The organism is Allomesorhizobium aridi (genome assembly GCF_043769475.1).
Taxonomy (GTDB): domain Bacteria; phylum Pseudomonadota; class Alphaproteobacteria; order Rhizobiales; family Rhizobiaceae; genus Allomesorhizobium.
On the sequence record NZ_CP171729.1, the window covers coordinates 2,474,262 to 2,500,437 of the forward strand.

The window sequence follows — 26,176 nt, forward strand, 5'->3', positions numbered from 1 at the left end:
GGCAGGAACCGCCGCCCCTGCCCAGTGGCGCCGCTTGCCCTAGTCTGCCCCGCGAAGATCGGCTTCGGCAAGGTCGAGCGCCTTCAAAATGCGGTCACCGGCCATATCGATCGTCGCGCGGGTCCAGATCAGCGGCGGCGACAGGATCATCGTGTCGCCGGTCGCCCGCATCATCATGCCCTGCGCGATCGCGTGGTCACGCACCGCAACTGCCGCGCTGCCGGCCGGCTGGAAACGCTCGCGCGTCTCCTTGTCCTTGACGATCTCGATCGCACCCATCAGGCCGACGCTGCGAACCTGGCCGACCAGCCCGTGACTGGAAATCCGCTCCTTCAGCATCATTGCGAAATAGGGCCCGGTGTCGGTCCGCACCCGCTCGACCAGCCCTTCCCGCTCGATGATCTCGAGATTCTTGAGCGCCACCGCGCAGGCCACCGGATGCCCGGAATAGGTATAGCCGTGGTAGAACTCGCCGCCCTTCTCGACCAGGGTCGAGGCGATCCTGTCGCCGACCAACAGCGCCGACAGCGGCTGGTAGCCCGAAGTCAGCGCCTTGGCGGTGGTGATCGTGTCGGGCTCGATGCCGAACGTCTGGGCGGCGAACCATTCGCCCGTCCGGCCATAGCCGGTGATGACCTCGTCGAGCATCAGGAGCACGTCGTATTTGCGGCAGATTCGCTGGATTTCCGGCCAGTAGCTCGCTGGCGGGATTTTCACGCCTCCCGCCCCCATGATCGGTTCGCCGATGAAGGCCGCGACATTGTCCGCGCCCGCTTCCAGGATGGCATCCTCGACGGCCTTGGCTGCGCGCAAGCCGAAATCGTGATCGCTTTCCCCCGGCAGCGCGAGCTCATAAGCATAGGGCATCATCACGTGGACGATATTGGGCACGGCGCCGCCAAGCTGGCTGTGCATGCCGTCCATGCCGCCGAGCGAAGTGCCCGCCACGGTCGAGCCGTGATAGGCCATGGTGCGCGAGATGATGCGATTCTTCTGCGGCTTGCCTTCGAGCACCCAATAATGGCGGACCAGCCGCAGCGCCGTGTCGTTGGCCTCCGATCCGGACGAGCCGTAAAACACCTGGTTGATGTTCTTCGGCGCGATCTCGGCGAGCTTCTTCGCAAGCAGCACCGGCGTCGGCGTCGAGCATTTGAAGAAGGAATTATAGTAGGGCAGCTCCTTCATCTGAGCATAAGCGGCTTCCGCGAGCTCATTTCGGCCGTAGCCGATATTGACGCACCACAGCCCTGCCATGCCGTCGAGCAGTTCATTGCCCTCGGAATCGTAGATGAAAGGCCCGTCGGCGCGGGTGATCATGCGCGAGCCCGCGCCGCGCAATTCCTTGTGGTCGGTGAATGGATGGATGTGATGCGCGGCGTCGATCGCTTGCAGCTGCGACAGCGAGTAGTTCTGGTAAGTCATGGAGTTGTTCCTTCCAGTTAAATCGATCCGGCAACAGCCGGGTGCGAATTCAGCGGAAGGCTGGCGGCGAATAGCCGATGCGGGCGCAAAGCCGCAGGAGCTCGGCATGCAGCGTGCGCCGCGAGGGAACCGAAGCGAATTGCGAACGCACTGGGAGAAGGCGTGCAGGGCTCATGACGCGACTGTAGCGGAAGGAGTACGAACCGTTCAAGCGCGGGCTGCGGCCGAGAGGCGAACTCAGCCCTTGCCCAGAAACGCCAGCAGCTTTTCCGCGTCGGCGGGCGCTGCGCTCTTCACGTCATTGTCGAAGAAGCACCATACGTCGCGACCCTCCTTGCGCCACTTCCGGATGCTTTTCGCGCACTTCTTGAGCGCGGCGGCGGAATAGCTGCCATGGTAGCGGCCGCTCGTTCCGTGGTTGCGGACATAGACCCAGTCCGCAGTCACCTCCAAAGGCGCGGGAGCAGACGCATGGTCGGACAGGCAGAGCGATATATTGTGGTCGCGCAGCAGGTAGAAAACAGACGCTTCGTACCAACTCGCATGGCGAAACTCGAAGCAGTAACGGCGCGAGCGCTTCAACCTCTTCAGAAATGCCGCCAAACGTTCCCGGTCGGCGCGCATCTGCGGCGGAAGCTGAAAGAGAACGGGTCCGGCCTTGTGCCGAAGCAGGTCGACGCGATCGTAGAGCAGCTTCAGCGATTCGTCTTCGACGAGAAGCTTCTTGAAATGGGTGAGGAAGCGCGAAGCTTTCCAGGTGAAGCGGAAATCGTCCGGCACAGCATTGAACCATCCCTGCACCGCCTTCGGCGTCGGCGTCCGGTAGAACGGCGCATTCAGTTCGGTGGCGCCGAAGCGCGAGGCATAGTAGCTGAGCGCATCTTTCTTCCTGACCTCCTTCGGATAGAACGGGCCCCACCAGTCGGCGTAGTGCCAGCCCGATGTGCCGATGCGCAGCTCGCCGGCACGGGTGTCCTTCCCCTTCTTCCTGACCTTGTTCATCGACGGTCAACGCGGCAGCCGACGATTGGTGGCAGGCGGCCCTAGGCAACTGCGCCGCGAAGCCGCCCGATCGCGAACCGGCTGATATCGTGCCGCGTTTCGCCCTTAATCGCCAGATCGGCCAGCACCTCGCCGATAACGCTCGCAAACTTGTAGCCGTGGCCTGAGCAGGGCGACGCAATGACGATGCGCGGGTCCTCCGGCGAAAGGTCGATGACGAAATCCTCGTCCGGCGTCTTGGTGTAGATGCAGGTGCGCATATTCTTCAGCGGACCGGCGGCCGCCGGCAGATAGGCCTCAAGAAAGTCGCGCATCCGCTTTTCGTCGGCCGGTCCGGCATCCTGCCTCGCCTCGTCCGCTCGCGTCCAGATCCCGCTGCCATGGTGCGAGGCGCATTTGAAGCCGCTGCCCGAGAAATCCGGAAAGCCGTAGGCGATGTCGTCTTCCCCGTCGATGATGAATACCGGCAATTTGCCGAGACGCACGGCGTCGGGTTCGCGCGGTGCAAACCAGCACAGCACCTGCCGACTGAGCACAAGGTGCGGCTTCAATTCGGGGACCAAGCCAGCGATCCAGGGACCGGCGGCAATCACCACGTTCGCGGCTTCGATCACGCACCCCTCCAGCACGACCCGCACGCCGCCCGAGGTCGGTTCGACACCGAGAACAGGCGTGTTCACGAGCATTTCCGCGCCCGCCGCCCGGGCCAGCTTCAAATGCAGCGCATTGGCGAGTTCCGGCTGCAGGAAACCGCCATCGGGCTGCCACACTGCCGAATAATCTCGGGGCAGCGTGAACTGCGAATATCGTTTCGCAATTTCGCCTGTGTCGAGCACCTCGTGCTCCAGCCCGTGCAGACGGCTCGCCGCCAGCGAGCCCTCGACGATGACGCTGCCCGGCTTGCCTATTTCGAGCACGCCGGTGACGGTCAGCACCTTTTCCCCGGCAAGCCGCTCGAGTTCGCGCCAATTCTCGTAGGCGCGCCGGGCCAGCGGCACATAGCTCGGATGCTCGAAATAGCCGAGCCGTATGGCGCGCGACTCGCCATGCGACGAGCCGCGATCGTGGCCGGGTTCGAACTGCTCAATGCCGACGACGCGCCTGCCCCGCCGGGCGAGGTGGAACAGCGCCGCACTACCCATCGCGCCGAGGCCGATCACCGCCACGTCATAGGCGGTCAATTCGCTTCCCTTCCGGCATGTCGCTTCCCTCGCGCTAGTAGTCGCCGCCTCCGCAATGATGGCAGGACCGCCGGTCCATTATGCCGGCCAAATTCCGTATTGCCACGAGGAAGTCCATGACCGCTGCCCTTAATCCCGCCGAACCAGTATTGGCAGGCGATCGTGCGCGCCGCGGCGGCCGCGCGGGCAAGCGCGCCGGCGGCGCCTCGGCGTTCGAGCAGCCGCCCTTCCGCCAGCTGAAAATCCCCTTTGCACCGACGAGGCTCATCTCCGACGACCAGCTCGAATCGATCCACCTCGCCTCGCTGCGCGTTCTGAAGGAGATCGGCGTCGACGTGCTGCACGACGAGGCGCGCCGCATCATGAAGGCGCACGGCGCGGATGTACGCGAGGGCAGCGAGCGCGTGCGCTTCGACAGCGACCTGATTTTGGAGCTGATCGCGCATTGCCCATCCGAATTCACGCTGCACGCCCGCAATCCCGAGCACAATGTCCGCTTCGGCGGTAACAATCTGGTCCTGTCGCAGATGGCGTCAGCGCCGAACTGCTCCGACCTCGACCGTGGCCGCCGGCCGGGCAACCAGGAGGATTTCCGCAACTTCCTGAAGCTGGCGCAGATGCACAATATTCTGCAGACGACCGGCGGCTACCCCGTCGAGCCGGTGGATATCCATCCGTCGGTGCGTCACCTCGAATGCATCCGCGATCTGGCGACGCTGACCGACAAGGTGTTCCACATCTATTCGCTCGGCAAGGAGCGCAATGTCGACGGCATCGAGATCGCCCGCATCGCCCGTGGCATCTCCCGCGAGCAGTTGCAGGACGAGCCGTCAGTCTACACGATCATCAACACCAACTCGCCGCTGAAGCTCGACCTTCCGATGATGGAAGGCATTATCCAGATGTCAGGCAACGGCCAGGTCGTCATCGTCACGCCGTTCACCCTCTCCGGCGCGATGGCCCCGGTCACCATCGCAGGCGCCCTGGTGCAGCAGAATGCCGAGGCGCTGTCGGGCATCGCGTTTGCGCAAATGGTCAAAAAGGGCGCGCCGGTCGGCTATGGCGGCTTTACCTCCAATGTCGACATGAAGTCGGGCGCGCCGGCCTTCGGCACGCCGGAATACATGAAGGCGCAGATGATCGGCGGACAGCTCGCCCGGCGCTACAAAATCCCCTACCGCACTTCCAATGTCTGCGCCGCAAACGCCATGGACGCGCAGGCTGCCTATGAAAGCGTGTTTTCGCTGTGGGGCGCCATTCAGGGCGGAGCGAACTTCATCCTGCATTCCGCAGGCTGGCTGGAAGGTGGACTGCGCTGCTCCTACGAAAAGACCATCCTCGACATCGACCTTCTTCAGATGGTCGCTGAGTTCTTGACCCCGCTGGACCTTTCGGAAGAAGCGCTCGGCATAGACGCCATCCGCGACGTCGGGCCGGGCGGACATTTCTTCGGCACCCAGCACACGCAGGATCGCTACAAGACCGCGTTCTATTCGCCGATCATTTCCGACTGGCGCAATTTCGAGACCTGGGCGGAAGCCGGCAGCCCGACGGCCGTCGAAAAGGCGAACCGCGTCTGGAAAGAGCGGCTGGCGACCTACGAAAAGCCCTACATGGACCCGGCAATCGCCGAAGAACTGGACGCCTTCGTCGAAAAGCGCCGGCTCGAAGGCGGCGCGCCGACGGATTTTTGATGCAGACGCGCACGACAGACGTTGACGCCATGTCCCCCGCTCCTGCCTTGATCACCTCGCGCGCGGCGGTGGCGACCGTCTTCCTGTGTTTCGGTCTCGCGATCGGCTTGCTGGGCGGCTCCGTTCCCGAGATCGCCCGCCTTGCCGGCACATCGGCGGAAATAGTTGGCTCGGCTTTCTTCGGCGCCAGCATCGCTGGCATCTTGGGCCTGACCCTTGCCGGCCGCATCGGCGGCGGCGTCAGTCTGAAGAAGCGCCTGCTCATCCTGCTCCTGCTCGCTGCGGTGAGTCTGGCTGTGCTGTTCCACACGGCAAGCGCAGCCGCGCTGATCGCCAGCCTTTTCATATTCACTTTCTTTTTGGCCAGCATCGACCTCGTGATGAACAGCGAGGGCGTCGCGGTGGAACGTGACCTCGACCGGCCCGTTCTCTCCGGATTTCACGGTCTTGCTTCGCTCGGTGTCGGGCTGGGCGCCATCAGCGGCAGCTATCTTTCGGTGACGGCGGGCCTTTCGGCGACGGCGGTCGTGAGCCTGCTGGTGCATGCGCTCGCCATTCTCGCCGTCGTGCTCGGCACGCCCGACCGCGGCGCGACGCAGCCTGTCGACGCCGGATCGAGTTGGTTCTGGCCCCCAGCCGCGCTCGTTGCCCTGTCATTGGTGCTTGGCGTCTCGATGGCCGGCGAGATGGCCGCCACCATGTTCTCCGCCCAGACGCTCGTCGATCAGGCGCCGGCGCTCGCTGCCTATGCCGGCGCAGGAGCAACCGCCTTCGCGCTGTTCCAGGCCACTGTCCGCCTGGGTGGCGACCGCCTGCGCGCGCTGCTGGGCGACGAGCGGCTGATCCGCGTCTCGCTCGCGGCCGCCTTCCTGGGGTTTGCTGTGATCGCAACCTCCTCCAGCTTCGCGGTCAGCGCGTTCGGCTTTGCCGCCGTGGGTGTCGGCACCGCCTGCATCGTGCCCTGCGGCTTTGCCGCGGCGGCTCGGATGTCGGCGAAGCCGGCGGCAGCGGTGATCAGCATGCTGTCGCTGATCACCGGGCTCGTCCGAATCCCTGCTCCGCTCGCCTACGGCTGGCTTGCCGGGGAGATCGGCTTCGCTCCCGCCTACCTTCTTTACGCCCTGCTCGCCGCCGCGGCGCTTTTCCTGGCGTTTTTTGCAGTCGGCCGGGCCCGCCTTAGGAGTTCCGAATGAAGCATCGTATCGAAGCAAATGACGGGAGAACCTCATGAAACTCACCCCCATCAACGCGCCCGATGCGCCGCAGCCGCTCGGCGGCTATGTCCAGGCGATGGAAGTTACTGACGCCAAGCGCCTGCTTTTCATCAGCGGCCAGATTCCTCAAGCGACCGACGGCAGCGTGCCTGAACGGTTCGAGGATCAGGCTCGACTGGTGTGGCAGAACGTGATCGCTCAGCTACGGACGGCTGACATGACGCTCGACAATCTGGTCAAGGTCACGATCTTCCTCTCCGATAGGCAGTACATCCCCGACTACCGCAAAGTCCGGCAGGAAGTGCTTCAGGGCAGGCAGATCGGGTTGACGACGATCATCACCGGAATCTTCGACGAAAAATGGCTGCTGGAGATCGAAGCCATCGCCGCTGCCTGACGCACCTCATTTCTTGATTCGATTTACGCACAAACGGACGCAATTTCATGAAATCCCACGCAAAAGCGGTTGTCATCGGCGGCGGCGTCGTCGGCGCTTCGGTTCTCTTCCATCTGGCCAAGGCCGGCTGGAAGGACGTCATGCTGATCGAGCGCTCGGAGCTGACCTCCGGCTCGTCCTGGCACGCCGCCGGCGGCTTCCATACGCTGAACGGCGATCCAAACGTCGCCAAGCTCCAGGCCTATACGGTGCAGCTCTACAAAGAGTTGGAGGAGATCTCCGGCCAGTCCTGCGGCCTGCACCTGACCGGCGGCGTGATGATGGCCGATACGCCCGAGCGCATGGATTTCCTGCGGCTGACCCACGCCAAGGGCCGCTATCTCGGCATGGAGACCGAACTGATCACGCCGTCCGAGGCCAAGGCGATGTTTCCGCTGATGGACGAGACGAATTTCGTCGGCGCTATGTGGGACCCTGTCGAGGGCCATCTCGACCCATCGGGCACCACCCACGCCTACGCCAAGGCGGCGAAGAAGCTCGGCGCGGAAATCGTGCTGCGCAACCGCGTCGTAGAACTGACGCAGGAGGTCGACGGCACCTGGAACGTCGTGACCGAACAGGGCACGGTGAAGGCCGAGCATGTCGTCAATTGCGGCGGCCTGTGGGCGCGCGAGATCGGCCGCATGGTTGGGCTCGAACTGCCCGTGCTCGCCATGGAGCATATGTATCTTCTGACCGAGGACATGCCGGAGGTCGTCGAGTTCAACAAGTCAACCGGCCGCGAGATGATCGGCGTCATCGACTTCAAGGGCGAGATCTACACCCGCCAGGAGCGCAACGGCGTACTACTCGGCACCTATGAGAAGGCAGCAACGCCATGGTCGCCGGTGGAGACGCCGTGGAGTTTTGGCCACGAACTGCTGGCGCCGGACCTCGACCGCATCGCGCCGTCGCTGGAAGTTGGCTTCCGCCATTTCCCGGGCCTCGAGAAGGCCGGCATCAAACAGATCATCAACGGCCCCTTCACCTTCGCGCCTGACGGCAACCCTCTGGTCGGTCCTGTGCAGGGCCTGACCAATTACTGGACGGCTTGCGCCGTAATGGCTGGCTTCAGCCAGGGCGGCGGCGTCGGCCTGGCGCTGTCCAACTGGATGGTGCATGGCGATCCCGGCTTCGACGTCTGGGGCATGGATGTCGCCCGCTTCGGCGAATGGGCGACGCTGCGCTACACGAATGCCAAGGTTCGCGAAAACTATTCGCGCCGCTTCTCCATCCGCTTTCCCAACGAGGAATTGCCGGCGGCAAGGCCGGCGCAGACGACGCCGCTCTACGACACGATGGTGACCAACAACGCTGTCATGGGCGACAGTTGGGGCCTCGAAACGCCGCTCTGGTTCGCGCCGAAGGGCACGGAACCCAAGGACATCGTTTCCTTCCATCGCTCCAACGATTTCGAGCACATCGGCAATGAGGTCCGGGCCACCCGCGAGCGCGTCGGCGTCACCGAGATCGCGAATTTCGCGAAATATGAAGTCGCCGGGCCGGGTGCCGAGGATTTCCTCAACCGGCTCATGACTAACCGCATGCCGAAAACCGGTCGCCTCGTGCTGACGCCGATGCTCAATGAGTTCGGCAGGCTGATTGGCGACTTCACCATCGCCAAGGCCGCCGAAGAACGTTTCATGATCTGGGGCTCGTCGGCCGCCCAGAAATACCACATGCGCTGGTTCGAAAGGCACCTGCCCAAGGACGGATCGGTCCGGCTGCACCGCTTCGATCAGACGCTGGTCGGGCTGTCGATCGCCGGCCCGTGCTCGCGCGATCTGCTGGCCAAGCTAGTCGATATCGACGTTTCGACGAAAAACTTCCGCTTCATGGATTTCCGCGAGATCGCGGTCGGCGGTGCGCCCAGCATGGTCAACCGCGTCACCTATACAGGCGATCTCGGCTATGAGATCTGGATGGCGCCGGCCTATCAGCGCCTGGTCTATGCGGCGATCAAGCAGGCGGGCCAAGAATTCGGCATCGTCGATTTCGGCATGCGCGCGCTCTTGTCGATGCGGCTCGAGAAGAATTTTCCGACATGGTTCCGCGAGTTGCGGCCGATCTACGGTATCTTCGAAGGTTCGATGGATCGCTTCATCAAGCTGGACAAGAACGATTTTATCGGCCGCGAGCAAGCGGCGAAGGAGCAGGCGGAAGGGCCGAAGCTGCGCCGCGTTTCGTTTATGGTCGATGCGATCGACGCCGATGTGATGGGCGATGAGCCGATCTGGGCGAAGGCCGGCGCGACGGATTACCGAACGGTCGAAGCCCCGCACGGCTTCGGCGCGCCGAGGTATGATGTCACCGGCAAAAAGGTCTGTGGCTCGGCGGCGGCTAACGGCAACGATTCATCCGGCATTCGCGGCATCGTCGATGGCGATTGGCGGGTGGTCGGCTGGGTGACGTCGGGCGGCTATGCGCATTACGTCCAGAAATCGATGGCCCAGGGCTATGTGCCCGCCGCCCTCGCCCAGAACGAGAGCGAAGGCCTGTTCGAGATCGAGATCCTCGGGCGTCGCCGCCCCGCCCGCATCAACATTGCGCCGCCCTTCGACCCGAGCGGCGAAAAGATGCGGACGTAAAGCGCGTTACCCCTCACAAGGTCCGGGCGACATGGAAAATACTCCCCAAAGCACCTTCGGCCGCCACCGCAAGATCATGCCGTTCGATGCGGCAGCGCTCGATGTGTTGCAGACGCAATCCCGGCAAAAAGCCGCCTCCCTGAACCAGCATATTCTCGGCTATGGCGCGCTGGCCGAAACGGAATGGGCGGCGGCTGGCATACCAGCCCCCGATCTGCCGGCCATGCGAAAATACCGCCTGGAGCGTATCCGCGCCGAGTTACGACGGCGCGACTATGCAGGCGTCCTGCTCTATGATCCGATCAATATCCGCTACGTCACCGACGCGACAAACATGCAGGTCTGGGTGACGCACAACGCCACCCGTTATTGTTTCGTCGCCACGGATGGCCCGATCATCCTCTTCGACTATCATCATTGCGAGCATCTTTCCGATCACGCGGGCGTGGTGGACGAGGTTCGGCCCGCCGTCTCCTGGATCTATTTCTATGGTGGCGAGCTCGTGCCCAGACGCGTTGAACGCTGGGCATTGGGGATCGTCGACCTTTTGGCCGAGCACGGCGGCGGCAACCGGCGGCTTGCGGTCGACCACATCGACGCCGAACCGGTGGCGGAACTCGCGCAGCATGGCATATCCGTGCACAATGGCGAGCAGATCATGGAACGCGCCCGCATGATCAAATCGCCGGACGAGCTTTTGGGCATGCGCCGCTCGATCGCCGCCTGCGAGGCCGCAATGGCTGAAATGGAGTCCGCGCTGAAGCCGGGAATCTCCGAAAACGAGTTATGGGCGGAACTGCATCGCGGCAACATCGTGCGCGGCGGCGAGTGGATCGAAACTCGGCTTCTGTCGTCCGGCCCGCGCACCAACCCGTGGTTCCAGGAGTGCTCGTCGCGCATTATCGAGGAGGGAGATTTCGTGTCATTCGACACTGATCTTATCGGTCCCTACGGATTTTGCGCCGACATCTCGCGCACCTGGCTCTGTGGCGACGGTGCTCCGTCCGACGAGCAGCGGGACCTCTATGCCATCGCGGCGGAGCAGATCGCCTTCAACCGCGAACTGCTGAGGCCGGGCGTGACGTTGAAGGAACTGTCCGACACCGCGCGGCATCCGCCCGAGGACTGCATGCCAAACCGCTATGGCTCGCTCTATCATGGCGTCGGCTTGGCGGACGAGTATCCAGGTGTCCCACACCGCGTCGACTGGAAGGAGGACACGCCCGACGACGTTCTTCTGCCGGGCATGGTTCTGTGCGTCGAAAGCTATACCGGCCGGCTCGGCGGGCGCGAGGGCGTGAAGATCGAGGAGCAGGTGCTGATCACCGAAACCGGACCCGAGCAGCTTTCGAGCTATCCGCTCGATGCAAGGCTGCTCGGACGCTGACGGTTACCCCGCCTTCTGGGTGGCAACCTTGGCCTCGGCCTCTTCGTCGCTCATCCGCGAAAAATAACTCGCGACCAGCGCGCCCGAGACATTGTGCCAGACGCTGAAAACCGCGCTCGGCACCGCCGCCAGCGGCGAGAAATGCGCGTTGGCCAGTGCCGCGCCCAGGCCGCTGTTCTGCATGCCGACTTCGATGCTGATGGCCTTGCGCTTGGCCAGCGAGAGGCCGGCAAACCGAGCGGCGAAATAGCCGAGCAGCAGGCCAAACCCGTTGTGCAGGACCACGACGGCGAAAATCAGCAGGCCGGACTGGCTGATGGCGGCCTTGTTGACGGCGACAACGGCGGCGACAATCAGCACGATGCCGACCACGCTGACCAGCGGCAACGCGGGAATCGCTGCTTTCACGACGCCCGGCACGATCTTCTGCAGTATGAAGCCGAGCGCCAGCGGAACCAGTATGACCTTCACGATGCTCAGGAACATGCTCATTGCGTCCACGGGGAGATATTGGTTGGCAAAGAACCACACCAGGAACGGCGTGACGATAGGCGCAAGCAGCGTCGTCACGCTGGTGCATGCAACGCTCAGCGCCACGTCGCCCTTGCTGAGATAGGTCATGACGTTGCTGGCCGTACCGCCGGGGCAGCAGCCGACGAGGATCACGCCGGCGGCGACTTCCGGCGACATCGGGATTACCCGTGTCAGCAGCACCGCCGGAAGCGGCATGACGATGAATTGCGACAGAACGCCGACCGCCACATCGAAGGGCCGGCGCGCCACTTCAGCGAAATCCTTGGCCGAGATCGTCAGGCCCATGCCGAACATGATGATGCCGAGCAGCACAACGATCCAGGGCGCAAAGACGCTGAAGGTCACCGGCAGCACGAAGCCGAGCAGGGCGAACAAGATGACCCAGACGGCGAAGCTGCGGCCGACAAAGTTCGAGAACGCGGCAATGGTTTTCACAATCGGACTTCCTTGAGATTTTCGGGGGAACGTCTCGCGCGAGACAGAAAGTTGCGCGCTTTTCCCGCCAAACCGACGAATTGGCAACCCCAAAGCGGCTGATGAGACATTCTATGCCAAATGGAGACGAGCCGCTGGCGCAGCCGAAACGTCCCGCAGGCAGGCTTGGCAAGCAACGGTTTCTGGCGTGGCCCGAAGTATATCGGCGGCTCAGGCCCGAAGTGGGATGACCGGCGCGGTGCGCGAGGCAATATAGGGCAGGCCCTTACGTCGCTTTGTCCAGCCGACAACCTGAACGTCGCGTGCCGCCGGCTCGAAACGCTGAGCCAGCGCCCAGCTCCGGCAATCGATCGCGCAGATATCGGCGCGGCCTTCGGCAACGGCGACGACCGAGGCCCGATGGCCGCCGGTTTCGATGTGTTCGGAAAAGATTCCGAGATTTTGGCCCATCGCCTCCAGATCGCGCATCAAGGCTATGATGCCCGACATGGAGTCCGTGCTGTTGAAGGCGAAGCGCCTGTTGCGCAGGAGATCGAGTGGAATGAGAGAGCGCCCGCCGGCCGGAGACGGCATGTGCTTCTGCCCTTCATCGCGCCGCATCAAGATCGCGCTTGAATAAAACTCGCCCTGCCCGCCTTCGAACCCGTCATAGCTCGGCTGGCCGATCACCTGCACATGCCGTGACAGCCCCTGCTCCATCGGTCCCCAGCAGGTCTGGGCCAATAGCAGCTTCGGGTGCAGCCAGACGGCGGGGAAGTCGAGTTCATCGGGCGGCAGGCTTGCCGGATCCGGCGCGAGGATTTCGCCATCCGCCCCGCACAGGCCGCCTGGCACGGTGGGCATATCGGCGTTCCGCCGAACCAGCCTTTCCGGCGCGTCCAAGCCTGCGGCGCGAAAAGCCTCGCGCAGCCGCGCCCATTCGGCATCAGTTTCGGCCCGGCTTTCGGGCCAGTCATACATCGGGAGGGCCGCGATGAATTCGCTCATGCGCGCATATCGACTGCTGTATTGGGAAGACGCAAGTACTGGCTGCTCATTCCTTCGGCGGCTCGGCCGGCACGGGAACGGAGCCAAGGCCATGCACGGAGCGGCCACGAACGCGCGGCTTGAAGGCGCGACCGGCTTCCGGCGCGCGGCGCAGCACCGGATGGACCACCGGCTCCTTGGCGCGGAATGCGAACTCCTTCATCAGCGCCAGATAGTTCGGGAACACATAGCCCCTGTTCATCGCAATCCATTCGTCGCGGCGCTCGGCAAACAGCTGCGGCAGGCGATACCATGCCACCGTCGGGCTTTTGTGGTGGACGAGATGCAAATTGTTGTTGAGGAACAGAAAAGCGAGCGGCGATTTTTCGACGATGATCGTGCGCCCGTCCGGCCGTTCCGACCATTGATGCTCGGCGAAGGTGCGCATCGATATGAAGGACTGCCCGAGCCAGACCGGAACCAGTATGTAGAGCCAGAGCGGGATGGCGAAGACGAACACGATGATCGGCAGCACGATCGCCAGGCCTGCGGCGTGCAGCAGCCACGCCTTGCGCACTGCACGGTCGCCCTCCGCGATCAGCTTCGCTTCGGCGAGCAGGAAGCCGGCCGTGCCGAGCACGGGGCCGAGCACGAACCGCCCCATCATGGTGTTGTTGACGGCGAGCAGCGTCTTCAGCGCGGCGGGCAGATCGTCGTGCTGCCAGAAGGCGCGGTAATAGCTTTCCGGATCGTCGAATGGATCGGTCAGGCTCTCGTCCGCGTGGTGACGCAGATGCAGTGCCCGGAAACGCCGGAACGGATAGACCAGCCCGATCGGCAGGCCGACCAGCGCTTCGTTGATCCAGAGTTTTCGGGTCGGGTGGCCGTGCGCGGCTTCATGCATCAAGGACGACTGCATTGCCAGAAGCACACCAAGCACCAAAAGGGAGACGACTGGATAGGCCGGCCACAAGAAGAACGCCGCCCCCGCCCAGGAGGCATAGGTTGCAGCGATCAGCCCCACCGTCGGCCATTCAATGGCCGGCGCCCCGCTTCGCCGCTTGCCCGCAATTCTCGTCATGCCTCGGCCACCGCCCCAGTCGCCGGAGTGCAAATCACTCCTGACATGATGTTGTCAGCAGCGCCGGCTAACTTCAACGAGACAATGCGCACAGTGTGTTGATATTGCGCACCTTGAACAGCAGATGTTATGTTTAGTCACCAAAATGGTGGATTTTGATTTCGCGTGGCGCGCCATCCTGCCGCTGCGTAAGGAAAATTTAACCCGATCGGGAGGTGAAATTGGATAAGCGCGATTTGTCAGGAGTGTTTCGCGAGCGCCTCAAGATCCTTCTGCAGCGCGCGGGGGTCAATCAGTCCGCTTTCGCTGAATCGGTGGGCATAGACCGCTCGGCGCTGTCGCAACTGCTGTCCGGCGCCACCACCCGCCTGCCCCGCGCCGAGACGCTGCTGACGATCGCGGCCGAGCATCGCGTCTCGCTCGACTGGCTGATGGGTCTCAGCCAGGACGAAGCGCTCACCGGCGAAATCCGCGCCAGCCTCGAAATCGAGGAGGCCTATGGCGGCTTCGACCGGACCTTGCTGGCAAAATGGCATGGCGAGGCCGCGGGCACCAAGATCCGCTATGTGCCGGCCGGCATCCCCGACCTCCTGCGCACCGAGGCGTTGATCGACTACGAGTCGGACATTTCCAACAGGAGCCGCGAGGCGCAAGCCGGCGAGACGCAATACCGCATCGATTACAACCGCCGGCCAGAGACCGACATGGAGGTCTGCATGCCGCGCCACACACTGGAGATCTTCGCCCGGGGGCTCGGCGTGTGGGACGGATTTCCCGAGGCGGCGAGGCGCGAACAGCTGGAGCACATGGCGACGCTGCTCGACGATCTCTATCCGACCTTCCGGCTGTTTCTCTATGACGGCCGGATGCGCTATTCCGTGCCTTATACGATTTTCGGGCCCTACCGCGCCGCGATCTATGCCGGGGACATGTATCTGGTGCTGAACGCCACGCAGCCGATCCGGGCGCTGACCCGGCATTTCGACGACTTGATCCGCGCCGCCGAAATCAATGCGCATGAGGCGGCTGCATTCGCCAGAACTCTGGCGAAAACCGGCGCGGTGGCGAGATAGTGAATGCGCTTCGGCGGCGCCTTGTCCATTGACTAGACATAAAGACTTGTTTATATCGTTATCCTTCTGGAAGTTCCTAAAGGCGACAAACCATGACCAATCCGATCGACGCGCTGCTGGCCGAAAAGGGCGTCCTGCTCGCCGACGGCGCGACGGGCACCAATCTGTTCGCCATGGGCCTGGAAGCCGGCGAGGCGCCGGAACTCTGGAACGAGACCGCTCCAGAAAAGATCACGGCGCTGCACCAGAATTTCGTCGACGCGGGCGCCGACATCATCCTCACCAACTCGTTTGGCGGAACGCGCCACCGGCTGAAACTGCACCACGCGCAGGATCGTGTGCACGAGTTGAACAAGCGCGCGGCCGAGATCGCGCGCGCCGTGGCGGACAAGGCCGGGCGCAAGGTCATCGTCGCGGGCTCCGTCGGCCCGACCGGCGAACTGCTCCAGCCGCTCGGCGCGATGACTTATGACGAGGCGGTTCACGCCTTTTCCGAACAGATAAAGGGCCTGAAGGAAGGCGGCGCGGAAATTGCGTGGATCGAAACGATGTCCGCGCCCGACGAAGCCAAGGCCGCGGCGCAAGCCGCGATTGACGCCGGCATGCCCTACACCTACACGGTTTCCTTCGACACCGCCGGCCGCTCGATGATGGGCCTGGCGCCGAAGGATATCCACGGTCTTGCCGAAGGACTTCCCGAAAAACCAGTCGCGGTCGGCGCCAATTGCGGGGTCGGCGCTTCCGACATCCTGTCGTCGCTGCTCGACATGACTGCGGCGAAGCCCGAGGCGACCGTGATCGTCAAGGGCAATTGCGGCATTCCGGAATTCCGCGGCACCGAAATCCACTATTCCGGTACTCCCGAACTGATGGCCGACTATGTCAGGCTGGCGGTCGACGGCGGCGCGAAAATCATCGGCGGCTGCTGCGGCACGTCGTTCGAGCATCTTGCGGCGATGCGGCATGCGCTCGACGCGCACCGCAAATCGGCCCGCCCGACGGTGGAGGCGATCGTCGAGCGCATCGGTCCGATGCGCAACAAGCAGGCGAGCCAGAGCGGTGGCACCGGCGAGACCAGCGACGCCCGCCGCGAGCGCCGCCGCGCGCGGGCCTGACGGCGGGGTCTTCAAAGAACGGCAATGTCGCATCGAAACCATGCCGAAGCGTAGCTCGGTTTCGGCAGGCGTGGACAAAGCTGTGAGGCTTCAAAAAAACGGCGGGGACAACCGCCCTCGCCGTCTTACTCAGCGTTTTCAGCCCGGGCCGCCAAGTACCGCTTCGCTCAGCACGTGATGATAGTGTTCTTCCCGCTCCTCTAGCCATGCGTAAGCCTGCGGCCAGCTTGCAGGATCGGTGACTGGGAGCGGCAGGTTGGTGAGGTAGCAGCAGCCCTCATAGCCGCGCAGGCTGGCATCCAGCGCCAGGCCGAGATCCGGCTCATAGGCTTCTAGACGGTTCGCCGTGGTCGCAAAGCGTTCCCCGCGCTGTCCCCTGACGAACAGGCCAACGCTCCGGTTCGTAAGGTACAGCGAGAGGACGAGATCGTCCGACACCCGCCGCCAGCGCGAATAGAGGCTGCCATGCTCGATCCGGACATCCTTCCGGTGGACGATATAGCCGTTCCAGAAGGTCTTGATCTCGGCAGCGGATATCGAACGCAGCCCAGTGCACGCGATATCCCATTCGTCAAGCGCACGGTTCGCCATGGACTAGCCTCTTCGTTTGACCTGTACCGGCCATTCGTCTGCGGAACACGGGATGCGGGCGATGACTACAGGACCACGATAGAAATCCATCTGATCGTGACCAGTACCCAAGCTCGGAAGGCCCTTTTTTCGCCAGTTCATCCGTAATTTCTCCCGCATACCCAAGCCAGAGAATATCACAAGGCCCATATGGGTGGACGAAATCGCGGCTCCGCATGAAAGGCCGGCGGGGACAAACGTCCTCGCCGGCCTGCCTCACCCGCCCATCGGCCAGTTCCCGGTATCAGAAGGACGCCGTCTGAAGGGAACCGGCCGCATCGCCGCTACCGCTTGCCGCTGTCCAGCGCCGAGGCGAGGCGCACCAGCGAGAGGAACTCCGTCCTGTAGCCATAAGGATCGGCTCCACGGGCGGCGGCGGCGATTTCGATGATCTTGTCGTAGCCCAGCTTTTCCGTCTGGTCGGCATTGCGCAGCTTCTGGCCGAAGGCCGCGACCGCGACCGAGAAGCGCTGGTCGTCGCTGGCGGCGGCAAGCGTCGGCGCCTCGTTGGTGGCGGTGACCGGCGTGGTGATCAGCTTCGACACATCACCGTCCGGCAATTTGTAGCGGATCTTCACGAAGGCATATTCCCCGGCATTTTGGACGCCTGACGAACGGTTGGCCGTGGCCGAGCCGTAGCGCAGATTATCGATCATCACCGCCGGGCTGCCCGTCGGCGTGATCTCGTAGATCGCGGTCACCGAATGCCCGGAGCCTATCTCGCCGGCGTCGATGCGGTCATTGTTGAAATCCTCGCGCTTGAGCGCCCGGGTTTCGTAGCCGATCAGCCTGTATTCCGAGACTTTTTCCGTATTGAACTCAACCTGGATTTTCACGTCCTTGGCGATGGGAAACAGCGTAGAGGAGGCGTCCTGAACGAGCACTTTTTCCGCTTCGGCGAGCGTGTCGATATAGGCGGCGGTACCGTTGCCGTTCTGGGCGATGGTCTGCATCATCTGGTCGTTCAAATTGCCGCGGCCGAAGCCGAATACCGAAAGGAACACGCCGCTTTCGCGCTTTTCCTCGATCAGCCGCTTCAACTCGTCGTCGTCGCTCTGGCCGACATTGAAGTCGCCGTCGGTGGCGAGCATGACCCGGTTGACCCCGCCTTCGACGAAGGATTTTTCGGCGAGCCGATAGGCCTCCCGGATGCCCGCCTCGCCGGCCGTCGAGCCGCCGGGAGTAAGCGTGTCGATTGCCTGCAGGATCTTTTCGCGCTCAGACGCCCTGGTCGGTTCGAGCACCGTCCCGGCCGCACCCGCATAGGTGACGATCGAGACTGTGTCGTCAGGCTTGAGCTTGCCGACCAGGAGCCGGAAGGCCGAGCGCAGCAGCGGCAGCTTGTCCTGTTCGTCCATCGAGCCGGAAACGTCGATCAGGAAGACCAGGTTGGCCTTGGGCTGCTCGGCGGGCTTCACGTCAAAACCCTTGATCGCGACGTGCATCAGCCTTGTGTGGTCGTTCCACGGCGTCGGCATGACCGTCACCGTCGAATTGAACGGGGTTTCGGCGGTCTCCGGGCCTTTCCAGTCATAGGGGAAATAGTTGATCATCTCTTCGACGCGCACCGTGTCGGGCTGCGGCAACACCCCTTCCTTCAGCGAACGCCGAACGAAGGAGTAGGACGCGGTGTCGACGTCGACGGAAAAGGTCGAGACTGGGGTTTCCAGCGCGGAGCGGACCGGATTGGTCTCGAATTCCTGGACGCGGTCATTGGATTCCTCCATCGGAATGATTGCGTCGGACGGCGCGTACACCATCTGGTCGGGCATCGATCTGGAGCCGCCGGCAAAGCCGACCGCGCCGCCTATGGGGGCGACGCTCTCGGCCGCAGGCGCCATCGCTGCGGCGGGCGCGGATTGTGGGGCCGGTCGCGGCTCGGCCGACAAGGCCGCGACATCGCGGCGTGCGGCGTCGGCTTCGCTCTTCTTCGGCGAGACCTGGAGCCGCTGATGCGGCGCTTCGGCCACCTCGCGGTCGGTGCCGACCACGAAGGGCGATTGCGGACGGTCCATCAGATAGAATGTGGCGTAACCTGCGATCGGCAGGGCGACGAGCGTCGCCAGCGCCGGCGCCGCCGCGTAGAGCTTCTTCTGCATCATCCCACTCCAGAGCCTTGTTGCTCGTTCGGTGAGACGAAGACCCGGCCGCGATCCTTGGGCCGGGGCGGAAGAATCTTTTTGATCGTAGGCGCGGAGCGCTGCCTGAAGCGCGCGCGACTTCGCGTCCCGGCCCGGAGGCGGCGCGGAAATCGTCCGCAGCATGTCGAGTTCATCGTTCGCCATGGTCACACTTCCCCGACCGAGCGCGTGAGCAGCTTCAGCCGTTTCTTCGCTTCATGGATGTGCCAGGAAACCGTCGCCTCCGCGCAGGCCATCGCGTCGGCTGCCCCGGCGTGGCTCAGGCCTTCGCCATAGACCAGAAGCACCGCATCCCGCTGCTTGTCCGGCAGTTCGCGCACCGCCGCCCAGAGCCGCTCGGCCTGGCCGTCGGGCTCCGGGATCGCTTCGCCGCCGATCAGCATATGGACGCCGAAGGCCTGCACCTTCACCGTCTCGCGGGCACTTTTGCGCATCATGTCGCGGGCAGCGTTCAGCGTCAGGGCATAGAGCCACGTCGTGAACGTCGCCCCGCCGCGGTAGGAGCGGATCGTCCGGCCGAGACGCGCACAGACTTCCTGCGCGATGTCTTCGGCGTCGGCCCTGCGGCCGCACCAGCGATAGGCGACGCGATAGACGAAATCATAGTGCCGTTCGACCAATCGGCCGAAAGCCGCCCTGTCGCCGTCCCCAGCCCGCCCGATCAGTTCCTGGTCGGAGGCTTCTTCGCTTTGTTCCAGCATCATCGCCATCATCGCATGGTGGACGATTTGATTGCGGCGTTCCTTGGGGTGGCGGGAAGAATTATTTTTTGGAGGGGAGATCGGGGTGGGGTCGCTGCGGCTTCTTCCTTCTCCCCTTGTGGGAGAAGGTGGCCGACCTTGTGGGAGAAGGTGGCCGAGCGGAGCGAGGTCGGATGAGGGGTGTTGGACGGAGTGCCCAGTCCGATAATTGGCTGCTTCGACATTGCTCGTGCCCATTTTTCCGCCTCATTCCATCCAACACCCCTCATCCGTCCTGGCGCTTCGCGCCAATCCACCTTCTCCCACAAGGGCGCGCTTCATCATCGCCACGCCCGGTTTTCACCGTCTGGCCTCTGTCAAAGAACGCTCCCCATTCGCGAGGAGGTAGTCCGGGAAGCGGGGCGCTTGGCCGAGCCTTCCGAAACTAAATACGTGGCGCGACTTCCGCGCCCCGCCGGCGATTTCTGTCCCCGCCCGTTCCGCTGCGCCCTTAAAACCTTGCGGCTTTTCGGGCCTGTGTGCTCCTCCAGCACGCCGGGACCGTATTGTCCCGAGGGGAACCACTGGGCAGAGCCTCCCCGGCCCCATGGCTTCGTCGGCCATGGAACGGAGGCGCCGATCCTTCCCCGCTTTCGAACGACTCCGGAGCGTTCCCGGCAGGAAGGACGGCTGCGATTATGCGGGAGGGGCAAGGGGTGTGGACAAACACGGATGCGAAGATTCTACAAGAATCCTACATCCCATTGATCCGTAAAGCGGATTTCTTCAATCGGGCCGGAACGAGCGTGGATTTTGTCCACGCAGGTAGCCCGGCGTCAAAGGCCGGCGAACGCTGCCATATGAAAAGCCTGCTCGTCGGCGGGATAGCGGTATTCCGTTCCGTAGGGGCAGGCATTTCGGTCGAGGCAGCCACCGTCGCGGCACGGCGCTCCATCAGGGCCGCGGACATGCGACAGGCAGGCTTCGTGGGCAAAACCGGACTCGGAATGTGCGCCTACCGGACAGGCTTTCAGGCAAGGTTTTCCGATACATAGATCGCAGAGATGAATCGGTTTCTCAGGCGGCGGGATGGCGAGTTCGGTCTCGAACAGCAGCGCCCCGCGATAGGCGTGCCAGAGGCCGAACTCCGGGTGCATGAGTATGCCGAGCGGCGACGGCTTCAGGCCCTCGGCGCGGATCGCCCATTGCTGGAACGGCAGATACGGCTTGTCGGACGGCGAGATCGCTCGCGCGCCGAATTCTTGCGCGGCCTCGCCGATGATTTGGCGCGACCATGTGTCGAGCGGGTTTTCCAGGCCGGCCGGCTGGGTTTCGCGCCAGCGCAGGAAATGCGGCCAAGGCGCGGAGCCGGCCTGGCCGACGAGGAGGATGGATTTGGCGGGAGCGCCGGAGGGGCCAAGGGGCGCATCTTCCGCGCCGAAATTCAAGCCGCCTCGCAGGATGAGACCGTGCGGCGAAAAGGGCGGCGGAAATCTGTCCCGCAATATCTTGGGGCGTTTCCACTGCGACGATGAACGCTCTATGTTGCATCATGTCGAACCGCCACCCGCCTCGCGTCACTTGCACGAAAGCATCGTGAGGAAGGAACGCTGGGGCACGACATCACCCCTTCTTGTCCGGATCGCGGAATGCCGATCTCCAGACTTCCTTGTGGATGATTTCGGCGACTTTAGCCCCGCCTGCTTCGGGCTCCTTTCAAGTGAAGGCGTCGGGCATGGACTCCTTCTTCTTCGCGATGAAATCCTTCAGACCGTCGTCGATGCCCTGGTCGAGCGGCGGCGCCTCGTAGGTTTCCAGCCAGCGGCGGGCAAGCTCGTTGGCGCGCTGCGGCGCGGTCTTCTGGCCCTCGGCCAGCCACTGCTCGTAGGAATTGTTGTCGGCGATCGCCGAGCGGTAGAAGGCGGTCTGGAAATTGGCCTGCGTGTGGTCGCAGCCGAGATAATGGCTGCCCGGGCCGACCTGGCGGATGGCGTCCATTGCCTGGCCGTTTTCCGAAAGGTCGACGCCCTCGGCGAACTTTTGGGTCATGCCGAGCTGGTCGACGTCCATCATGAACTTTTCGTAGCAGGAGGCGAGGCCGCCTTCGAGCCAACCGGCCGAATGGAGGACAAAGTTGGTGCCGGCCAGGATCGTGGAGTTCAGCGTGTTGGCGCTTTCGTAAGCAGCCTGCGCATCCGGAACTTTCGATGCGCAGAGCGAGCCGCCGGTGCGGAACGGCAGGCCGACACGGCGGGCAAGCTGGGCCGCGCCATAGGACACCAGCGACGGCTCAGGCGTACCAAAAGTCGGCGCGCCTGACTGCATCGAGATCGAGGAAGCAAAAGTGCCGAACAGCACCGGCGCGCCGGGGCGGATAAGCTGGGTGAGCGAGGCCCCGGCCAGCACTTCTGCCAGAACCTGGGTCAGCGTGCCGGCGACTGTGACCGGGCTCATCGCGCCGGCCAGGATGAACGGCGTCACGATGCAGGCCTGGTTGTTGCGGGCATAGACCTTCAGCGCGCCGAGCATCGTCTCGTCGAACACCATCGGCGAATTGGCGTTGATCAAGCTGGTGAGCACGGTGTTGTCGCCAACGAACTGGTCGCCGAACAGGATTTTCGCCATCGCGACCGTGTCTTCGGCGCGCTCCGGCGCTGTGACCGAGCCCATGAACGGCTTGTCGGAATATTTGATGTGCGAATAAATCATGTCGAGGTGGCGCTTGTTGACCGGCACGTCGACCGGCTCGCACACCGTGCCGCCCGAATGGTGGATGGACGGCGCCATATAGGCGAGCTTCACGAAATTGCGGAAATCCTCGATCGTCGCGTAGCGGCGGTTACCGTCGAGGTCGCGCACGAAGGGCGGGCCGTAGACCGGCGCGAAAACGGTGCCCTTGCCGCCGATCTCGACCGAACGCTCGGGATTGCGGGCATGCTGGGTGTAGCTCGACGGTGCGGTCTTGAGCAGCGCGCGGCACAAGCCCTTGGGGAAGTGGACACGCTCGCCTCTGACGTCGGCGCCGGCTTCCTTGAACAGCGCAAGCGCCTCGGCATCGTCGCGGAACTCGATGCCGATCTCCTCGAGAACGGTGTCGGCATTGGCCTCGATGAGCGCCAGGCCTTCCTCATCAAGCACTTCGTAGACGTTGATCTTGCGCTTTATGTAGGTGAGCTGCGTGCCGGGTCCGCCGCCCGAACGGGCCGCCCGCCTGGCCGCGGCGCCACCGCTGGCGGCGCGCCCTCGCCGTGCATTGGAGGCTTCCTGCTCGGACAAGAGGTTCTCTTCCATCGAAATCATCCTTAGAAATCAAGCGATCCGCGCCTGACGGCGCCATTGCCCGGATCGTAGCCATGACCCTTTAGCGAAACGGCCCGCCAGCGCCAAGCACTGTCGCAATGAAGACAAGGGGATCAGGCGTTTCGCCGGTCGGCGCGAAGGCGAGCCGATCAGAATCTGAACCCCTCGGGAACGTTGTAGTTCCAGTATCCTTCCTCGACGAGTTCGCTGATGCGCCATCCCTCGGGCGTGCGCGAGAGCCTGTCGCGATACCAGAGCCCCTGGAAGAACACCTGCCGCTTGCCCTCGCCGATCGCGACGACCATGGGACAAGAGCAATGCACCCGCGCGCCGGCCTCGTCGCCCCGGACGTCGAGCAGGATCGTCGAAATGGCATGTTGCGACATCAGTATCTTCGAGAGCGCCCTTTCGAGGTAGACCACGTGCTCCTCCACGCCGCTCCGGATGCCGCCTGTCACCGTGTCGTCGAGAACGGCGTCGGCCGTGAAGATGTTGCGGTAGGTGTCCCAATCGCGATCGTCGACCGCGTAGCAATAGCGAACGAGCAGATCCTCGATCTCCAACCGGTCGGAAATCTCCTGCAGTGAAAGCGTCATGCGATCATCTCCTCTGTTGGCATCCCGGCTCGCGGGGTTGGCAATGGACGATGGAGCGGCGGTGTAGCCCGCGGTGAGGCCTGCCAAACCCGCGGCGGCATGCGCCGATGCCTGCATAAATCTACGCCTCGATCGGCTGAAATGCGGCCTGCTCTCGCTGATGCCCATAGCTTGCTCCTCCGGCAGGTGGCCAAGGTCGGGAGAGGCGGCAAGGCTTTCAAGGAAAGCGGGCCGCTCAGCCAAGGGCCCGCAACAGCGTCGGTCGCATTCATTTTGCACCGCGTCGCAAATCAGCTATGGATTTGCCGCGCTTGCACGATAGGTATTGGTGCGAATTTCTGGGCCGCCGGAATGATTGCCGGCGGACGCGAGGAGCCTGACATGTCCGACGACGAGATCATCCTTTCCGAACTTTCCGACGACGAGCTCGTGCAGCAGATGCATGACGATCTTTACGACGGCCTGAAGGAAGAGATCGAAGAAGGAACCAACATCCTTCTGGAACGCGGCTGGGCGCCCTACAAGGTGCTGACGGAGGCGCTGGTCGAGGGCATGCGCATCGTCGGCGAGGATTTTCGCGACGGCATCCTGTTCGTTCCCGAAGTGCTGCTCTCGGCCAATGCGATGAAGGCCGGCATGTTCATCCTGCGCCCGCTGCTCGTCGCCACCGGCGCGCCCAAGCAGGGCAAGATGGTGATCGGCACGGTCAAGGGCGACATCCACGACATCGGCAAGAACCTGGTCGGCATGATGATGGAGGGCGCGGGCTTCGACGTCATCGACCTCGGCATCAACAACCCGGTCGAGAAATATCTGGCGGCGATCGAGGAGCATCAGCCCGACATCATCGGAATGTCGGCGCTTCTGACCACGACCATGCCTTATATGAAGGTCGTGATCGACACGATGAAGGAAAAGGGCATCCGCGACGACTACGTCGTGCTGGTCGGCGGCGCCCCGCTCAACGAGGAGTTCGGCAAGGCCGTGGGCGCCGACGCCTATTGCCGCGACGCGGCCGTGGCGGTGGAGACCGCCAAGGAATACATGAAGCGCAAGCACAACGTCCGCGCTACGGCGTGAACGCGAATATTGTTACGACGGTCAGCCGGAATTAGTTGGCGACGTCTTCGACCGCCTGTTCCGTGGCGTTGGCGGTGTTGGAGACATCCCTCCCGACGCCGCGGATCGTGTTGGCGCATGCCGATACGATCAAGGCGCAAGCCAGGATGGCCGCAATTGGTGCAAAGTGCGGTTTCATGGACGGTGGCTCCCTCGTTGACTAGATAAGGTCTGTAGGAACTAGTTCGGGCAGTAGTTGTTCCATGACGGCCACGCGCAAAGGCAGACAAAACAAGGGCGAAAGACTGCTGGTGATCGCCTGCGGCATGATCGCGCGCGAGGTGCTGGCGGTGAAGGAGCGGCTGGCGCTCGATCATCTCGAACTGACCTGCCTGCCGGCCGAATTCCACTATTATCCGGACCGCATTCCGCCCGCCATGGACAAGGCGATTTCGGACGCCAAATCAGAGGGTTACAAGCATATCTTCGTCGGTTATGCCGATTGCGGTACCGGCGGGATGCTGGACAAGGTCTGTGAAAAGCACGGCGTCGAGCGCATGGTCGGCGCGCATTGCTTCGCCTTCTACCAGGGCAACGCCGCTTTCGAGGCGGCGGGCGATCGCGACATGCTCGCCTTCTACATGACCGATTTCCTCTGCCGGCAGTTCGAGGCGTTCTTCATCAAGCCGCTCGGCCTCGACCGTCACCCCGAGCTTGCCGCCGACTATTTCGGCAATTACGAGAAGCTGGTCTATCTTGCGCAGACAAACGACCCGGAACTCGACAAGGTCGCGGAGAACGCAGCCGAAATGCTGGGGCTGACCTATGAGCGTCGGTTCACCGGCTATGGCGACCTGACGCCGTCGCTGGCGAAGGCCTCGCTTGCCGAGGCCTGACCGCGAAAGTCCCGGAATCCTCGGGCGCACCTGGAGCATCTTCATGAAAATCCGCGCCTGGTTTCTCGCCGCCCTCCTCGCTCTGCCCGCCGGCAATGCCGGCGCCGATGGCGCAGTGCAGAAGCTGATTACGCCGGTAGACAAGGCGCGGCTCGAAAACCACGAGGCGACGCGCAAGGAAGCGCTGGCGCAGGCCAGGGACGGCGCGACGGCGGATGTGGCCGCACTGGATACTGTGCTCGCTGCTGAGCCGATTTCGTGGTCGGCTTTCGACATGGTCGGCGATTGGCAATGCCGCACCACCAAGGCCGGCGGGCTCGCCAAGCTGGTCGTCTATGGCTGGTTCAAATGCCGCGTTTCCGATGACGGCTCCGGCTGGATGCTGGAGAAGGTCAGTGGTTCGCAGCGGACAAAAGGCCGCTTTTTCGACGATGGCGAGAAGCGGCTGATCTATCTCGGCTCGTTCCATGTCGCGGGAGCAACGGCCAAGCCCTATGCGAACGGCCCTGAAAGCGATCAGGTCGGCTACGCCTTCCGCGCCGGCCCGCAGGGATGGCGCATCGAATTCCCGGCGCCATACTACGAATCCAAGCTCGATATCCTCGAATTTCGCCGCTAAAGTCCCATGCATCCTTTCCGAAAAGTGAATTCCAGATTCGAGAGCCATGCATTAGTAAGCGCCTGACTGTTGTATTTCGGGTATGCCGACCTCAAATTGGCCTTGCTTACGGAATTGTCATCAAGGT

General features: G+C 63.3%; 23 protein-coding genes. 10 read left to right on the top strand and 13 right to left on the bottom strand.

The features are described from left to right. Positions 1 to 39 precede the first annotated feature (39 nt). From ACG873_RS14230 to solA, 3 genes are all read right to left on the bottom strand, one after another. Positions 40 to 1,422 carry an aspartate aminotransferase family protein gene (locus tag ACG873_RS14230; RefSeq protein ID WP_394892524.1) on the bottom strand — a complete coding sequence of 461 codons (1,383 nt, stop codon included), beginning with the start codon at positions 1,420 to 1,422 and terminating at the stop codon, positions 40 to 42. A 237-nt stretch (positions 1,423 to 1,659) separates the two neighbouring features. Then, positions 1,660 to 2,424, bottom strand: a complete 765-nt coding sequence (locus ACG873_RS14235; protein WP_394892526.1) for a DUF72 domain-containing protein — start codon at positions 2,422 to 2,424, stop codon at positions 1,660 to 1,662. Between the two features lie 41 nt (positions 2,425 to 2,465). After that, complete coding sequence (solA, locus tag ACG873_RS14240; protein WP_394892528.1) at positions 2,466 to 3,605, bottom strand: N-methyl-L-tryptophan oxidase; 1,140 nt, start codon at positions 3,603 to 3,605, stop codon at positions 2,466 to 2,468. 116 nt (positions 3,606 to 3,721) lie between these two features. Between solA and ACG873_RS14245 the strand changes: the two genes are divergently transcribed. The 5 genes from ACG873_RS14245 to ACG873_RS14265 are packed head-to-tail and all read left to right on the top strand — an operon-like array spanning position 3,722 to position 10,924. Then, positions 3,722 to 5,299: a trimethylamine methyltransferase family protein gene (locus ACG873_RS14245; RefSeq protein ID WP_394892530.1), complete on the top strand. Its 1,578-nt coding sequence runs from the start codon at positions 3,722 to 3,724 to the stop codon at positions 5,297 to 5,299. Next, complete coding sequence (locus ACG873_RS14250) at positions 5,299 to 6,492, top strand: hypothetical protein (RefSeq protein WP_394892532.1); 1,194 nt, start codon at positions 5,299 to 5,301, stop codon at positions 6,490 to 6,492. Before ACG873_RS14245 ends, ACG873_RS14250 begins: the two co-directional genes overlap by 1 nt. 34 nt (positions 6,493 to 6,526) lie before the next feature. Next, a complete protein-coding gene (locus ACG873_RS14255; RefSeq protein WP_394892534.1) occupies positions 6,527 to 6,910 on the top strand; it encodes a RidA family protein in 384 nt (127 codons plus the stop codon). Positions 6,911 to 6,957: 47 nt separating this feature from the next. Then, the gene (locus tag ACG873_RS14260) at positions 6,958 to 9,537 is read left to right on the top strand and encodes a GcvT family protein (protein ID WP_394892536.1); all 2,580 of its coding nucleotides are present in this window, start codon (positions 6,958 to 6,960) and stop codon (positions 9,535 to 9,537) included. Between the two features lie 31 nt (positions 9,538 to 9,568). Next, complete coding sequence (locus tag ACG873_RS14265; RefSeq protein WP_394892538.1) at positions 9,569 to 10,924, top strand: M24 family metallopeptidase; 1,356 nt, start codon at positions 9,569 to 9,571, stop codon at positions 10,922 to 10,924. Positions 10,925 to 10,927: 3 nt separating this feature from the next. Here the strand turns inward: ACG873_RS14265 and ACG873_RS14270 are convergent, their stop codons facing one another. The 3 genes from ACG873_RS14270 to ACG873_RS14280 all read right to left on the bottom strand — a co-directional run bounded on the left by ACG873_RS14270 (position 10,928) and on the right by ACG873_RS14280 (position 13,940). After that, complete coding sequence (locus tag ACG873_RS14270; RefSeq protein WP_394892540.1) at positions 10,928 to 11,893, bottom strand: bile acid:sodium symporter family protein; 966 nt, start codon at positions 11,891 to 11,893, stop codon at positions 10,928 to 10,930. Between the two features lie 210 nt (positions 11,894 to 12,103). Then, positions 12,104 to 12,880: a phosphate/phosphite/phosphonate ABC transporter substrate-binding protein gene (locus tag ACG873_RS14275; RefSeq protein ID WP_394892541.1), complete on the bottom strand. Its 777-nt coding sequence runs from the start codon at positions 12,878 to 12,880 to the stop codon at positions 12,104 to 12,106. Positions 12,881 to 12,926: 46 nt separating this feature from the next. Continuing rightward, positions 12,927 to 13,940, bottom strand: coding sequence for a fatty acid desaturase (locus tag ACG873_RS14280; protein WP_394892543.1), 1,014 nt, complete (start codon positions 13,938 to 13,940; stop codon positions 12,927 to 12,929). Positions 13,941 to 14,161: 221 nt separating this feature from the next. On the opposite strand from ACG873_RS14280, the gene ACG873_RS14285 reads away from it, so the two are divergent. Both ACG873_RS14285 and bmt read left to right on the top strand, forming a co-directional pair. Further along, complete coding sequence (locus ACG873_RS14285; RefSeq protein ID WP_394892544.1) at positions 14,162 to 15,013, top strand: helix-turn-helix domain-containing protein; 852 nt, start codon at positions 14,162 to 14,164, stop codon at positions 15,011 to 15,013. Between the two features lie 92 nt (positions 15,014 to 15,105). Further along, entirely contained in the window at positions 15,106 to 16,128 is a 1,023-nt protein-coding gene (bmt, locus tag ACG873_RS14290) for a betaine--homocysteine S-methyltransferase (RefSeq protein WP_394892545.1), read from the top strand. 138 nt (positions 16,129 to 16,266) lie between these two features. Here the strand turns inward: bmt and ACG873_RS14295 are convergent, their stop codons facing one another. From ACG873_RS14295 to ACG873_RS14320, 6 genes are all read right to left on the bottom strand, one after another. After that, complete coding sequence (locus ACG873_RS14295) at positions 16,267 to 16,719, bottom strand: hypothetical protein (protein WP_394892547.1); 453 nt, start codon at positions 16,717 to 16,719, stop codon at positions 16,267 to 16,269. A 323-nt stretch (positions 16,720 to 17,042) separates the two neighbouring features. Further along, entirely contained in the window at positions 17,043 to 19,043 is a 2,001-nt protein-coding gene (locus tag ACG873_RS14300; RefSeq protein ID WP_394892548.1) for a vWA domain-containing protein, read from the bottom strand. Between the two features lie 2 nt (positions 19,044 to 19,045). Continuing rightward, complete coding sequence (locus ACG873_RS14305) at positions 19,046 to 19,609, bottom strand: RNA polymerase sigma factor (protein WP_394893507.1); 564 nt, start codon at positions 19,607 to 19,609, stop codon at positions 19,046 to 19,048. A gap of 806 nt (positions 19,610 to 20,415) precedes the next feature. After that, the gene (locus tag ACG873_RS14310; protein ID WP_394892549.1) at positions 20,416 to 21,084 is read right to left on the bottom strand and encodes a hypothetical protein; all 669 of its coding nucleotides are present in this window, start codon (positions 21,082 to 21,084) and stop codon (positions 20,416 to 20,418) included. Between the two features lie 211 nt (positions 21,085 to 21,295). Next, positions 21,296 to 22,870 carry a trimethylamine methyltransferase family protein gene (locus ACG873_RS14315; protein ID WP_394892551.1) on the bottom strand — a complete coding sequence of 525 codons (1,575 nt, stop codon included), beginning with the start codon at positions 22,868 to 22,870 and terminating at the stop codon, positions 21,296 to 21,298. Between the two features lie 158 nt (positions 22,871 to 23,028). Beyond that, positions 23,029 to 23,475, bottom strand: coding sequence for a nuclear transport factor 2 family protein (locus ACG873_RS14320; RefSeq protein ID WP_394892552.1), 447 nt, complete (start codon positions 23,473 to 23,475; stop codon positions 23,029 to 23,031). Between the two features lie 381 nt (positions 23,476 to 23,856). On the opposite strand from ACG873_RS14320, the gene ACG873_RS14325 reads away from it, so the two are divergent. Beyond that, positions 23,857 to 24,555, top strand: a complete 699-nt coding sequence (locus ACG873_RS14325) for a corrinoid protein (RefSeq protein ID WP_394892553.1) — start codon at positions 23,857 to 23,859, stop codon at positions 24,553 to 24,555. A gap of 31 nt (positions 24,556 to 24,586) precedes the next feature. On the opposite strand, the gene ACG873_RS14330 is transcribed toward ACG873_RS14325, so the two are convergent. Further along, positions 24,587 to 24,733 (bottom strand): EncA/B family entericidin, encoded by a 147-nt coding sequence (locus tag ACG873_RS14330; RefSeq protein WP_394892554.1) that lies wholly within the window; start codon positions 24,731 to 24,733, stop codon positions 24,587 to 24,589. A 64-nt stretch (positions 24,734 to 24,797) separates the two neighbouring features. Here ACG873_RS14330 and ACG873_RS14335 point away from each other — a divergent pair, with 64 nt between their 5' ends. Together ACG873_RS14335 and ACG873_RS14340 are read left to right on the top strand one after the other, a co-directional pair. After that, a complete protein-coding gene (locus ACG873_RS14335) occupies positions 24,798 to 25,430 on the top strand; it encodes a DUF1638 domain-containing protein (protein WP_394892555.1) in 633 nt (210 codons plus the stop codon). A 43-nt stretch (positions 25,431 to 25,473) separates the two neighbouring features. Continuing rightward, positions 25,474 to 26,049, top strand: coding sequence for a DUF4893 domain-containing protein (locus tag ACG873_RS14340; protein ID WP_394892556.1), 576 nt, complete (start codon positions 25,474 to 25,476; stop codon positions 26,047 to 26,049). Positions 26,050 to 26,176: the final 127 nt, after the last annotated feature.